Raw genomic sequence first — 14,454 nt, 5'->3', positions numbered from 1 at the left:
AGCGGCAAGGGCTTTGTGCGCATTCCTTATCTGGGCAATATAAAACTGGCGGTACATTACGACAATATCCTTTTGAATACTGACCGCCAATTGCTGCAGGGCACTGTGGTGACCGAGTATGACCCTACCCTACGGAACATTGTGGATACGGGGGATGTGGTGGAGACGGTAGGGGAAGTAGTTGATGCCATAGCCCAAACATTTGAAGAGTTGTTTGATCAGCTTTTGAATGCGGAGATAGATAGAACAACAAAACAGAATATTGAAAACCTTACCGAACTTCTTGTTGAACAGGCCAGAGCGGAACTTCCCGAACCACTTGCCAGTGCTATAGAAGATGCCTCGAATAGAATGTTGGAGGCTAAGAATTCATATGATGCAGCCATCCAAAATGGAAATCAAGCAATGGCATCGGAAGCTGAAAATGAGTTTGTTTCTGCACAAAATGATTTACGGGAAGCGGAAAATGAGCGAGATGATTTCATAGATGCCTACGCTTCAATTATTGAAGAGGCATTACGACAAATTGTAATTGAAAGCAACGATCGTTTGGAAAACGGATTGGAAGGCTACGGGGAGGAAAGCGTAGTAGAAAAAGAAGCCAACGAAAGTTTACAGCTTTCCAGTAACAATCTTGACCAGATCTCAGAGGCTATGGAATTTGAGGAAATCCAAACATCGGAACAGGAACAGATTGACCATTTTGAATATGAACGTTGGACCGCTTTAAAATATATCGCGACCAATCTACAGACCGAAGAAGGGACTACAAAATTGGGGAATCTTCTCGAAAACGAAGGAGAGACCTTAGGGGTTTATATCTACACACGGCTCGATGATGGCGCATCAAATGAAGAACTTACCATCGAAGTAAAGGAATTGATCGTTCAAATTATCTCAGAAAAAATTGCCCTAACCTTAGAACTTTTTTAAAATGAAAAACTTGACCACTATTATTATGCTATGTACAGGGCTCTTATGCCATGCGTACCCAAAACCCAAGGATACCATTTATACCAATGTGGGAGCTTTGATGAAAGAAGTACGGGCCACCAAAAAGAAAACGGCCACCTACTATCTGGTGCTAAAGGAGGATGATAAAGAGGTAAAAGTTCGCATAGATTTAAAGCAAATTGATTGTGAAATTCCACTTTACAAATCAGAAGCTTTTGGCATAGGTAAACTGATGGCCTTAAAAGAAGAGAGCTTGAAAGAATCAAGACAAAAGCTGGAGGCTCTTGATGTCAAAGCAAAAGAATGGGCGCGGTTGACAAACGAAGTGAAAACCTTGACGAAAGAGCGTAATGCACTGAAAGCGGATACATTATCCATTGATTCTACAGCCATTGCCACGACTGAAGAAAATTTAAAAAACAAAAAGATGGAATTTGGCAAGGTCGATACGGAGGTTACCAACCTTTTTGACGAATACGAAGCTTTGATGGAAAGTCTTTTGGGGAATCTACGCTCCCAATATCAACAACGTTTGGTTGCCGCAATGGAAGAGGCTTATAACAAAATTGAAAACAAACAGACCACTTTTAAAAGTGTAAATGACAATGCAAATATATGGGACATCCGTTTGGACCTTTTGAAAATTGATGCCACACGGAAAATGCAAATACCACGGCGAGTGGATGGTGGGGGTGAAATGACTGAAAATATCACGGCGGGTAAGATGTTTTACTTGCTCCATTTCGCAGAGTTTGGTGCTTGGTATGAGGAAGATGAAGTGACGAAGGTATTCAATGCCATAAAATTAAGCGAGTTCCATAAAAACCCCTATTTGGTGGACAAGCAATTTGGCTTGGTCTGTGATAACCAAGATCGTACGCAGTATTATATTAATAGCGTAGTGGATTATAAGAGTTATGGAGGAAACTTGGTTAAAGAAGATGATTTTATCAATAACAATCCTTTAGCAGTCATGGAGTTGCGTAAGTTTTCGGGAGGGAATCTACAAGAACATGTAGGAAAGTTCGGTTGCGTAAGATATTTTGATGGGCGAACGTGTTCTCATAATAATCCCATATATGTTGTTCAGGGAAAAAACAAGGCACACATGGGAGTTGATTTGTTAGCTACAGAAAACACCGCAATTTATAGTGCTGTTAATGGAACTGTTTATGTATACTCTGGAATGATGTCAGGATATGGAAAAATAATTAGTGTAGAGGGTAAGCTAAAAAACCTTAAAACAGGAAAAGAAGAAGATGTGTATGTAATCTATGCTCATTTAAGCAGTGTAGATGTCAAAAATGGAGATCAAGTAAAAATTGGAGATTCTCTTGGAAGAACAGGAATTACTGGAAATGGAAAAAATCTTCCTGAGGGTGAATATCACTTACATTTAGAGATTTTGACACAAAAATGGCCCGATAAGAATAAAGGATTCAGTATTAGAAAACCGCCATTAGAATATTTTAAAGTAATCAATTTTTAAAAATCTACTCATGAAATATATTTTAGCATTAATAATTTTTTTTAGTATTTCTTGTTGCGCAGAAGGACAAGAAAAAGATAAGGATAATCCAAAAACTTTTGATACGACCTATAGATTGATAGGTGTTTATGGGGATTCTACGAAATTCAGACCACGCAAAAAGTCATATCAATCTTATCTGGTTATGAATCAAGACACAATTCTTTTATCTATACAGGATTATAAATATTTTGATTCAAAAAAAGACACAGTAATACAGAAGCACAAAAAGATTGAAAAAGAATTAGATATATCAACTTTGACATTTATTGTTAATTATAGTGGTGAATTCTTTTTAATAAAGAAAAGTGAAAAAGAATATGACTTTTTAGATAAAATAGGTATAGAGTATAAAACCTTCTATGATAAGTTTGGTGAAGGGCATGAAACATATTTCCCTGCTGGAATTATTGAAAATATTAAGAAAGATGAATATATAGTTGTTTATTACTCCGAAGGAGGATATAAAGTCGGAATTTTCGAAATAACTGAAGATGGTATTAAGCGAAAGTTTCTTTCGAAAGGATGTCTCTTTTATGAAGATTGGTATGAATGGCATAGTTTTTATGAAATAAAGAATGGAAGGATTTTTTTAAACTATCTTATTGATCCTAATAGAGATGAAATAGGTCAAGTTGAGCTAATATATGAGAATGGGGAGTATAGTCTTCATTTAAATCAATGTGAATAGTTTTCAAATAATGATTTCAAAAATACCGATTTTGAACATAGAAAATTTTCTTTAAAGAGTTTTTCAAAACCTATTCGCAATTTTGTACAATAGCTATATTTAAAGACATGAGCAATTAACAGTTTTTCACAGCAGATGGATTGCAAAAAACAATTTTAGACCCCATCCGTCAATTCAAAACAGCCATCTGTCAATTTACTCGGTTATTTTTTTTCCGTAATCCATTTATTACATAGGTTATTTCATTTCTTCCAAATAAAGACTGGAGTCTTTAAAGGAAGTAGAGTGATTTTTAAAACCAAAACAACCAGTGAGAAACCTATTACGATACAACGTATGTCAAACAAAGTTATTTTCCCTATTCTTCCTTTTTAGTACGGTCATCATACATGCTAAAATATGTGATAGGAAAATCCCAACAGATAGTCTTGCACTAAAAGATTCGGTTAACCAAAAAGAAATTGGAACAAGTTCCAATGTGGATGCTCAACACCTTCTAAAAAAATGGGAAGAACACAAGAACAATGGGGAACAACTCCAAAAAACAAGTACATCCAAACTATTCAGAACCTTTCCCGAGCTTGATGATGAAACCTCATCGTTCCATTATAATTTTTCCGATAATCTTGCGGAATTTACGGAAGACTACGTCCGGCAACAGTTTCAGAACAGTGCAGAGACAAACGAAATCTTGGCCGCAGCAGGAAATGTATTTGATATCATAGAGCGGGAACAACGGTTTATCAACATTATCGCTGGAAATACTCCAATAGAACTTCCCGTTGGAATTAAACAAAATTTATCGGCAGGATCTTTCATTACGCTGGGCATCATTCGTATGGAATATCATAAGGATTACACCGAAGTTGATCTTTTTGCAAAAGTACGATTGGCCGAACTCAATGTAGATTTAATGTTCGGGGCCAATCAGGTAAGGATATCGCGTCAGGGAGGCATATACGAGGAAGCCCGACTATCACTCTTGTCCAATGTACCGGTGGGGTTGAGCGGTGGACAATGGTTGGTGACCTTTTTAGGGGGAACGGACAATCAAGGTAAGGCTGACGAATCTACCTATGTCACTATAGATTGTGAAGGAAAAATCAAGGAACTGGGAATAGCAGCTGACGTACGTATCGCAAAAACGGTGGCGATACCTTTAAATGCAGATGGAACAAAAAAGTATCCCAATAAAACAACACCGGGCACTGGAGAAAAGGTAGTCAACAACGATAGTTATGTAGGAGCCAACTTTAGTATACGGACTAGGGGTATAAATGACTTGCTCATAGAGCTCGATCTACCCTATTTTGAGTTAAGGCCCCTGCCAAAATGGGGCTTTAATATAGCTAATGCAGTCTTGGATTTAAGTGATACGAAGAACGCACCAAGTGTCCAATTTCCAGATTTCTACACAACAAATCAATTATTGGTTCCGGGCAACGAAAATCTTTGGCGCGGGTTTTATGCAGATGCCGTTTCAATTACCCTACCGCCCGAATTTAAAAAAAGGAATTCTACGGAACGCCTTACTATAGGAGCAGAGCGGTTGTTCATTGATAATTTTGGGGTTTCTGGCGATTTTTATGCCACCAATGTCATGGACTTGGACGAAGGGGATGCCAGCAAATGGCAGTTCTCCTTGGATTCCATAGGTGTGGATTTAAAGGTCAACCGATTTATAAAAGCCGGATTTAACGGTGAGATAGTACTTCCAATAAGTGACGAAGACACCTTGGGCAGTAGATTGGGCTACAGGGGGTTGATCACCGCCGATCAATACTACTCCGTAACAGTTGACGTTGTTGAGGACGTTGATTTCAATATTTTCAGATCCAAGGCCAAACTCTTCAGGGAATCCTATATAAAACTTGAAGTCGAAAATGACCGCTTTTATCCAGAGGCGAACTTAACGGGCATTATGTCCTTTAACGCTAAGCAGGAAGCTTCGTTAAATCAAACCGCAAGTTCTAACATAGATTCTAATCAAGGGGTTACATCATTGGAATTTGAAGGGTTGTCCTTTCAGGATTTTAAAATCCAGACCCGTGAACGACCCTATCTCTCCATTGGATATGCGGGCTACCGTGATTCGATAACTACACCAAAACTGGCCGGATTTGAACTGGGTTTCTATGACATATCAATAAGAACCCAAGGAGAAAACCGAGCGTTGTTGGATTTCAATAGCTATATAAACCTCGACAAAACTGGCATTAAAGGCGATGTTGGCCTTAATGTAATTGGAGAGCTTCATGATGGGGATTATTTAAAATGGCGTTTTAAGGAAATAACAGTAAGTTCTGTTCAGGTTGATGTAAAGCGCAAAGGCTTTGAATTTTTTGGGGAATTGAATTTCTTTAAGGATAATCCCGTCTATGGCAAAGGCTTTTCTGGTGAACTGAACCTGTATTCCGAGAGTATAGGTATTGAAGTTGGGGCAAAAGGAATATTCGGTAATACGGATGGTTATCGCTATTGGCTCGTCGATGCCCATGGCAGGCCTACACAATCGGAAAACCCCAATTTCACCATTTATAACATTGGAGGTGGAGTGTACCATCATATGCGAAAGGCCGGTATTGATGAAAGGGCAAATACCATGTCCGGAATCTACTATGCACCTGATGAAAGCATATCCATGGGCTTTAAGGCCTTGGCAGCTTTTGAAGTAAAGCGAGGAGCTGCTTTCACAGGATTGGTAGCATTGGAAATGAGTTTCAATTCGCAGGCCAATGGTGGAGGAATAAGCCGCCTTGGGTTTTATGGCGCAGCTGTATTGATCCAAGGAGGTGGAACATCACGTGATCCTTTTGGTAGTGTGGATGATATGCAACGGACCGTTTCCGATAGCGAGCAGGCACTGGGTAATTTCCATGAACTTTCCATTGATAAGGAAGGAATAAAATTTTTCGCTGAAGAGGTATTTCCCAGTATCCTGACAGGGGATGAGCTTTTTGCGGCGCAAGTGGCCATAGATTTTGACTTTACCAATCGAACCTATTGGGGCATGTGCGATGTCTTTTTAAATGCTGGACCCATTAAAGGTGCTGGGGAAAAGAACCGTTTGGGCTATCTGGAATTTTATAACGCCCCCGATGACTGGTATATCTATGTGGGTACGCCAACCAAGCGTTTCGGATTACAGGGTATCCCCATAGGTCCACTCACGGCCAAAATCGATATGTACTTTCTGACAGGAACTATTCTACCAGATCCTGCAAGACCGCCCCATACCGTTATCGAAATACTCAATCTAAGTGAGGATGACCTATTGTTCAACCGAAATTTTAACCAAGAACTGGCAGAAGGGGCAGGGTATGCCTTTGGCGCTTCATTTGAAGTTGGAAAAGAAATTGATTGGGGTATCATCTACGCCAGCATCCGTGCAGGTGTTGGTTTTGATTTAATGATGCGGGACTTTGGTGATGCACACTGTCTTGGAAAATCTGGTCCATTGGGGATGGATGGATGGTACGCTACAGGGCAGCTATATGCATATCTTCAAGGGGATATAGGAGCACAGATAAAATTGTTCGGTATTCGAAAACGTGTCCGTATTCTAAAAGCGGGACTGGCGGTATTGGCGCAGGCGCAATTGCCCAATCCGTGGTACATGAAAGGCTATGCAGGAGTGGATGTTCGGGTTTTGGGAGTGGTACGCATACGCACCCGCCTAAAAGTTGTTATTGGGGAGGAATGTGAGATTGTCGGAAAAACGGAGCTACAGGATATTGTGATGATTTCGGATATTTCCCCAAGAGATGGATTCGAGGATGTGGACGTTTTTGAAGCGGTACAGGTTGCATTCAATGCTCCTGTGGGAAGTATCATGCAAATTGAGGACGAGACGGGTAGACAGAGCTATCGCATGAATTTAACGGAGTTTCTTGTAAAATTTGAGGGCAATTCCATAGCCGGGAAAATCGAATTCAATGAAACCAACGACCTCGCTACTTTTAAGTCATTTGAAATATTGCCCCCGGAACAGGAAATCCAGGTGACCGTAAAGGTATCTTTTGAAAGACGGTCGGGTGATAATTGGGTTCCCGTTACGGACAATGGAAAACCAGTTTATGAGAAAAAAGAAATTCGCTTTGTTACAGGCGATGCCCCACGGAAAATCCCTTATCATAATATCCAATACATGTATCCGGTAGTGGATCAGCAATACATGTTACCGCGCGAAAGCACAACGGGTTATGTACAGTTGAATAAGGGACAGGCTTATTTGTTCGGCAATGGATATCAGGACGAACTGTATTTCTTGGACGTAGCCGGTAATAAGATCAAAGCCGATTTTCAATATGTGGCCTCGCAAAAAAGATTGGAGTTCACGATTCCAAACCTGGAGAATCAGACTACCTATACCTATGCCTTGATTACCCTCAATCCCAGTGATGTAGATGAAAATCTGGTGATGACCACGACCCAGTTCAATGAAATAGCGGAAGATTTGGAAATATCCACAAACACCATCGTTGGCAGTGCCGAGAGCGGGGCGTTTATTTCCCGATTGGACTTTCCGTTTACCACAAGCCGCCACAATACATTCAAACAAAAGATAAATTCAATGCGCGTTAGCAATACCATTACATATTTGGATGGGTATCAAGATGCTGGGGCGATAGCCAACGTTGCCCGAATGTCCCTGATCATGGAAGAGTACGAACCCTTTAGTACCGTGGAACTTGCAGGTAGTGCCTTTACACAGGACAAACCATTGATTCAATTTAGTGCCGTACTGAACGATCAATACTATAAAAAGGATATTTATCCCTTGGTATACGAAGAATATCCTTTGGATGGTGATTTAACAGTACCAAGGGATGCGTCCATAGGGGTACCTCCTAGAAAATCAATTCAGCTGAGTTCCAATTATATAAATTATGCATCTGAAGGGATTGAGAATGATTTTGTTAAGACCTATTTTCCATACCGTTGGCATCTCCCTATCGCTTTTTATAATGATTTTAGAGATTTGCGATACCTCATAACCAACCGTTACATGAGAAACGGTATCACCGATCAAGAAAAATATGAAAAATACTCTTATATAATCTTGGGAAGATTTCCCTTTATAAGAAAGGAAAACTATCGGGTACGTTTTAGCTATGTATTGCCTAATAAGGAATCTGGAAACTCGGAGATCATCAGTTATAAAAATTCCCTTTAAAACGATGGACTTAAAAAAAACATGCAGTTTTTTGGTTTTTATCCTATTAGGGTTGTGGTGTTGCTCGCAACAAGATACCATCAATCCCACACAGATTCCCAAACTTTTTGTGAAGGGGTTTGCAAAAAAGGGTGCTATTTATCTGCGTTGGGGCGTTAATGACAAATGGGCTTGGAAGTATGGCAACCTATATGGCTATCTGGTGGAACGAGCAACGATATTCAGGGACGGGAAACCCCTGGAAAAATCGGAAAAAGTGATATTGACAGGAAGCCTCATCAAACCCAGGCCGCTATCACAGTGGGAATCTTTGATTCAGAACAATGATATGGCCGCCGTAGCGGCGCAGGCCATATATGGCGAAAGTTTTAGCGTAAACGACGAGAGCGAGAACTTATTTATAAAAGTGGTCAACGAGAGCAGCGAACTGGAACAGCGTTTTGGCTTTTCCATGTTTACTGTGGATCAGGACTTTACCGCTGCACAATATGCAGGATTGGGCTATGTGGACAAAGATGTAAAAGAAAACGAGGAGTACCTCTATAATGTAAAGTTGGCTGTTCCCCAAGAACTTATGCAGATGGAAGAAGCCGGAGTGCTCATGGCACCTTCGGAGAAATTGGCATTGCCAAAACCGTATGACTTTGCCGGGTATTTTTATAACAATGCCTTTGTCCTGATTTGGGAATACGATGGACTTCTCGATTTTTATACGGCATATGATCTTGAAAAATCAGAAGATGGGAAAAACTTTCACAAAGTGAATGATGCGCCCATTACCAAATTGGCCATAACCAAATCGTCTGGAATTTCATATACGGACAGCATCCCCGAGTACAACAAAAAATATTGGTACCGCATTAAAGGAAAAAGCCTTTTTGATGCAATGGGCCCGCCTTCGGATACCGTTTCAGTAATCGCATTTAAAGAACTATTGGCTGCACCTCAGTTTGAGACGAATACAATTGTATCCGACAAGGAAGTGCAACTGCGATGGGATTTCCCAACAGATGAGGCATGGAAATTAGTGGATTTTAAGATTTTGAGAGCATCCAAAGCCATAGGGCCTTATGAAATTGTAGGTGTGGAACTGGGAAAAGGGGAAAGGGAGTTTTCCTACCAAGGTTTGGACCGCATAAATTACTTTAAAGTACGCGCCAACGGTATCGCTGGGGATTATCAGGATTCATCGCCTACTATGGTACAGCCCGTGGATTCCATACCGCCAGAAAAACCTTTGGGGCTCAAGGGCACTGTGGATACACTGGGTGTGGTACGTTTATCCTGGGAACCCAATATGGAATTGGACTTAAAGGGCTATACGGTGTTACGGGCCAATCGTAAAAACCAAGAATTCACCCGACTGACCAAAGAGGAATTGCGAACAACTATTTTTCAAGATACCGTCAACGTAAAAACCTTTGCGAGCAAGGTGTATTATCAAATTATTGCTGCGGATCTACGCTATAACGAGTCCGTACCATCGGATACTTTGGTCTTGGAGCGTCCAATTCGAATACCTCCAACCAGTTCCGTTTTCAAGGCATATGAACTAATAGGGGATAACATACTGCTACATTGGATACCAAGCTCCTCGGATAACCTTACCAAACAAGTGCTTTACAGAAAACATATCGATACCAATAGGGAAACATTATGGGAGAACATTTTTGAAACAGATGATGTTTCTAGGGATACCTTTAAAGATACCGATTTGGAACCAAATACAACCTATAGTTACACCATCACGACCACAAATCAAACCGAACTGGAAAGTCCCCCATCTCCACCACTTTCCATAACTACCTTAAAACAACTGTTACGGCCCAAAGTAAAAGGATTGTTCGCAGAGGTGGATAGAGAAAACAAATACATTCAGTTAAGCTGGCGCTATAATGAACAAGATGTACTGGAAATACAACTATTCAGAAAGGGAGAAGAAGGTGTTTTTTTGCGCTATGCTACATTGTCTCCTGAATTACAAAGTTTTAGAGACGAAAAAGTGGTTCCTAATACTATTTACAGTTATGGTATACGCGGAGTTTTTAAAGATGGAGAATTAAGTGAATGGGACGAGACGATAATAAAATATTAATACAAGATGAAAAAGGTTATTATAGTTGTTTTTTTCAGTTTCTTCTATCAAATGAAAATTGTTGGACAGCATAAATATAGAATACACAGCGAAATGAATTTATATTCAGAAAACTCCGGCTTTTCACATTTTGATTTTGCAATAGCATTTTATAACGGTGATGTTAAAATGGCTGACTACGATCCAACTTGGTTTAATGTTGAAGTAAACGAAATATCTACTCAAATCGAATACTCCATTTTTGATTTACCTATGCCAGTTACAAGTTTAGTTTTTTATGTGCAAGATTACGAGTCAGGAGGCGATTATGATGCATGTCTTCAATATTCAGAAGATTTGACTCCAATAATATTGGATGTAATAAACCCAAATTGTGACCATCTTCTCATTCTTCAAGCATCAGAATATTGTAATGAAGCTTTTTCTGGTGCAGGAAAACTATATAAAATCGAAAGTTTATCAGAACTAAATCTAAATTTGACTGCAAAAATTTGTGAAGAAAAAACATTAGATATTTTTGAATCATGCAATAATGTAGAATACTCATTAGAAGCAATCATTGATGGAGATATCAATAACCCAGTATTACTTCTTCCTTACGAGTCTCATTCTGGGACATACGTGTTTACACCTTCAGATATTCCTAACGTCACAGATTCAAGTATAATCCAATTTCAAGTTTTCTATAATGAAGAGAAAACAGAATCCAATACTATTACCTATGATGTCTTCCCATGTGTCCCCGTGTTAGACCCAGACGTTCCAAACAATCTGATCGGACTGGATGTTAGCTGTAATGGTGACGCAGATGGTGGTATAACGGCAGTTTTTGACCGCGCGTTGACCGAGGAGGAGACAATGGTACTCACCTTCAAAATAGGCGATGACGCGGTGCACCAAACAAATCCACCACTTACCCAATCTGATTTTGAAGGAAACATGCTGACCTATGAAACCGAAGTAGGATTATCTGCTGGTGAATATATGATGCAGTGGGACGTAAAGATTGGTAACGATGTTATAGGTGGGGATGAAGCCCCAGTCACTATAACGGAACCACAGCCAATCACTTTCAACCTAAACAAAACCGACCTTACCTGTTCGGGAGTTTTTGATGGAGAGATCACCATTGCAGACCTTTCGGGTGGAAATGGTAATTATACCTTTGATTGGAAAAGAGATGGTGGGTCTTTCGAGCTTCCCGAAGGCTCTACCAATACCCATTTGGTCAACTTACCCGTTGGCAACTACTCCTTACTGGTTACCGATGTTCTAGGTTGTGAATCCGAAGTTCAAGAAATGGAGCTAATGGCCTTTGCCGAAAGCCCACAGTTGGATTCCTATCTGATTTTCCAGCCTGGGGAACCTCCCAACTTTCTTGCTACCGGGAGCATCGTATTGGAACAAATATCGGGCGGGGACGGTAACTACGTTTACAATTGGACCAAGGACGGAGAGGATTTTGCGCCTAACGATTCGATCGATCTGCAAGATCTCGAATCGGGGGAGTATACGCTTGTCATTACCGACGACGGTGGGCAAGGCTGCCCTTCGGAAGAATATATGTTCACTATCAATGAACTGGATCCATTGGAGGTTTCCATAGCCGAAGACGTATCCATAACCTGTGAAGGTGACATTGGTATCCTTGAGGCAGACACTGTCGGTGGAACCAACGGGGGGTACAAGTACCTGTGGTCTACTGGCGAGACCACAAAATCGATCAAAGTAGGGCAAGGGAGCTATTCCGTTACGGTGACCGACAATGCAAACAGTGTGGAAGAGGCCCTGCACGAATTCGACTACGTGAATCCTTTATTGACCGTTGAAGTGGCACAGAACAATAGCATCTGCAAGGGAGAGGATTTTGGGAGCATACAGTTGAACATATCCGGGGGCACGGGCGGTCCTTACGAAGTAAGTTGGTTGGACGACCCTGTGACCGAATCGTTTAGGGAAAACCTTTCCATTGGTGAATATGTATATTTTGTATCCGACGGAGAATGTATGGTCACTAATGAAGACAACCCCATAGTATTGACTGAGCCTAGTGTAGGAATAAAAGTCATTGAAATTTCCAAGACCAACATCAGTATCAACGGTGCCGAGGACGGTACACTTACTATCAAAGTTCAGAACGGGGTGCCGCCCTTTACGTATGAATGGACAAAAAATGGGGAACCGTTTTTACTTTCACCCGAATCTACGAACACTGAACTGGTCGGTTTGGGCGAAGGGAACTATCAGGTCGTAGTGATGGATGCCAACAGCTGTTCCGCCTCTTTGGAACAACCCGCCTTTATCTTTGAGCCCGAACCCTTGGAGATTGTAGCATTGGACCCGATACATATAAATTGTAAAGGAGAAGCTTCTGGCGCCATTACTGCAAATGTTACGGGCATACCGCCATTCAATTATGTTTGGGAAAAACAGGGCGAGGTCAATTTCTCGACGGCCAGCGAACCTACGATTACAGGACTTACTGCCGGTACCTACACCTTACGCCTTACAGATAATTCCATTGTATCCGAAGTGGTCGATTCCGTTGTTTTGACCGAACCTTCCGAAGTGCTTGTAGCGAATGTAGTGCCATTCTCAACGGTTTGCTTTATTGGCGAGGAAGGGACAATCGATATCAGTGCTTTTGGTGGAACCCCACCTTATATTTATTCCATCGATGGTGGGTCAAGTTTTCAAGGTGGTGATACATTTTCCAATCTTCAAGCAGACAATTATCAGGTTATAATAATGGATGATAACGGATGTGAACTGCTAATCAAAACAACAGTAGGATTGCCCGATCAAATAAAAGCGGAATTTGCCATGGCGAGCCAGTCTTTTGTAGATGAGAATATTATTGCTGTCGATCTTAGTTATCCGCTCCCGGACACGGTTGAGTGGTCCGTTCCCGAAGGTGCCATCGTAACAGAACGAAACAATGATGAACTTGGTATTACTTTTACTGAACCCGGAGAATATGAAATTGGGGTTACGGTGTATCGAGAGGATTGTTGGTCTACATCAACGAAAAGAATATTGGTTTTGGAAAACACGTTAACCGGCATTATAAATGAAAGCGAAGAAGTTTCACGTGAAGGAATTGAGCATTTTGTTGTATATCCTAATCCAACCACCGGACAGTTCTATGCAGATATAGGTCTTTCGGAAATTGGGAATATCAGTCTAAAGGTCTTTGGGTTCGCCAACAATAACCTTATGCTCCAAGAATTGGCGGGAGGTGAGCATAACTATAACATCCCCATGAATATCGAAGGCCTTCCTTCTGGAATATACGTGGTAGTTCTTGAGACACCAGTGGGCAATTCACTCCGCAAATTGATACTCAGATAACTAAACTTTCAAATAAAGGCTACTTCCCTCCCTAGGGAGGGATTGAGGGAGGGCCAAGATTACAGGAAGAAAGCTTTTTACTGAAAAACCAAAGATTTTAAATCTATGGTTTTTTATTTTTGCCAAATGAAATATACGCGATTGACACAGCAGCAATTGGAAGAGCTGCATCCAGAATTCATCAACTTTTTAGCTACTCAGTCCATCACTGCGGAGGAATGGACCAAGTTAAAACAGGAAAAACCAGAAGTTGCCGAAGAAGAACTTGATGTATTTAGTGATTTGATTTGGGAAGGTGTACTAAGCAAAGTCGAATATCTGGAGAATATTTCCGAACTGCATATGCATTTGTTTCATTTGACCGATAAAGAAATGAAGTTGTTTTCTGTTAAAGTGATGAATCCTAATATCGATTTACGGACCAAGGAAGGTTTTAGCTGGTTCAAACGTAATTTCCAATCTGATTTTGTGGAATACCTGACCGCATCTAAAGCCTATTCAGAGGATAAAAATCTGGATAAATTCAATTTAATTCAGCAAGGAGCGGTAATCACTAAAGGCGAATTGTACAAGTGGTTCGACCAGATTATTGATTGAGTAGTTCTATCGTTTCGAGCGCAGTCAATAAGTCTTAAGTAAATTCACCATACAACGTATAT

At 40.7% G+C, this 14,454-nt stretch carries 7 protein-coding genes; all 7 read left to right on the top strand.

Annotation, left to right across the window (positions count from 1 at the left end):
* Window positions 1–933, top strand: a 933-nt coding sequence (locus KIM67_RS12065) for a hypothetical protein (RefSeq protein ID WP_213831676.1), incomplete at its 5' end; no start/stop codon positions are given.
* A 1-nt stretch (window position 934) separates the two neighbouring features.
* On the top strand, window positions 935–2,443 hold the full coding sequence (locus KIM67_RS12060; RefSeq protein ID WP_213831673.1) for a M23 family metallopeptidase: 1,509 nt from the start codon (window positions 935–937) through the stop codon (window positions 2,441–2,443).
* A gap of 10 nt (window positions 2,444–2,453) precedes the next feature.
* The gene (locus tag KIM67_RS12055; RefSeq protein WP_213831671.1) at window positions 2,454–3,173 is read left to right on the top strand and encodes a hypothetical protein; all 720 of its coding nucleotides are present in this window, start codon (window positions 2,454–2,456) and stop codon (window positions 3,171–3,173) included.
* A 310-nt stretch (window positions 3,174–3,483) separates the two neighbouring features.
* On the top strand, window positions 3,484–8,349 hold the full coding sequence (locus KIM67_RS12050; RefSeq protein ID WP_213831670.1) for a hypothetical protein: 4,866 nt from the start codon (window positions 3,484–3,486) through the stop codon (window positions 8,347–8,349).
* Between the two features lie 4 nt (window positions 8,350–8,353).
* Window positions 8,354–10,444, top strand: coding sequence for a fibronectin type III domain-containing protein (locus tag KIM67_RS12045; protein WP_213831668.1), 2,091 nt, complete (start codon window positions 8,354–8,356; stop codon window positions 10,442–10,444).
* A 6-nt stretch (window positions 10,445–10,450) separates the two neighbouring features.
* Window positions 10,451–13,795 carry a T9SS type A sorting domain-containing protein gene (locus KIM67_RS12040; protein ID WP_213831666.1) on the top strand — a complete coding sequence of 1,115 codons (3,345 nt, stop codon included), beginning with the start codon at window positions 10,451–10,453 and terminating at the stop codon, window positions 13,793–13,795.
* Window positions 13,796–13,921: 126 nt separating this feature from the next.
* Window positions 13,922–14,392, top strand: coding sequence for a DUF6495 family protein (locus tag KIM67_RS12035; RefSeq protein WP_213831665.1), 471 nt, complete (start codon window positions 13,922–13,924; stop codon window positions 14,390–14,392).
* Window positions 14,393–14,454: the final 62 nt, after the last annotated feature.

The sequence above is a fragment of the Flagellimonas sp. 389 genome (assembly GCF_018449435.1).
Taxonomy (GTDB): Bacteria; Bacteroidota; Bacteroidia; order Flavobacteriales; family Flavobacteriaceae; genus Flagellimonas.
Note: the sequence above shows the minus strand (reverse complement) of the source record. Positions and strands in the feature narration are given on the sequence as shown.